Genomic DNA, 542 nt, shown 5'->3' with positions numbered 1-542 from the left:
GAGGACGACGCGGCGCTGCGGCCGGAGGGTAAGCGCGGCGAACTCGTCCGCACCCGCGAAGCGCATGTCGAGTACTACAACCGCTGGGCCAAGACCTGGGAGTTCCAGGCGCTGCTCAAGGCGCGGCCGATGGCCGGCGACCTGGACCTGGGCCGTCGCTACATCGAGGCGCTCAGCCCGATGGTGTGGACGGCGTCGGAGCGCGAGGATTTCGTCCCCGAAGTGCAGGCGATGCGGCGCCGGGTCGAGGAACTCGTCCCCTCCGACCTGCGGGAACGAGAACTCAAACTCGGGCGGGGCGGCCTGCGCGACGTCGAGTTCGCGGTGCAGCTGCTGCAACTCGTGCACGGGCGCGTCGACGAGGCCCTGCGGGTACCCAACACCGTCGACGCGCTGTGCGCGCTCGCGGACGGGGGATACGTGGGCCGGGACGACGCAGCAAACCTGCGCGCCTCCTACGAGTTCCTGCGTCTACTCGAACACCGGTTGCAGCTCCAGAGGCTCAAACGGACCCACACGTTGCCTCCTCCCGAGGATCGGGA

1 protein-coding gene is annotated in these 542 nt (G+C 69.4%); it reads left to right on the top strand.

Annotated features, from left to right (window positions below):
- A partial coding sequence (locus Q8814_RS26460) for a [protein-PII] uridylyltransferase family protein (protein WP_330154868.1) occupies positions 1 to 542 on the top strand: 542 nt, incomplete at both ends.

It is taken from the genome of Rhodococcus chondri (genome assembly GCF_036327435.1).
Classification (GTDB): Bacteria; Actinomycetota; Actinomycetes; order Mycobacteriales; family Mycobacteriaceae; genus Rhodococcus; species Rhodococcus chondri.
The sequence above is the reverse complement of the archived record's forward strand: the minus strand, read 5'-3'. Positions and strand labels throughout refer to the sequence as shown.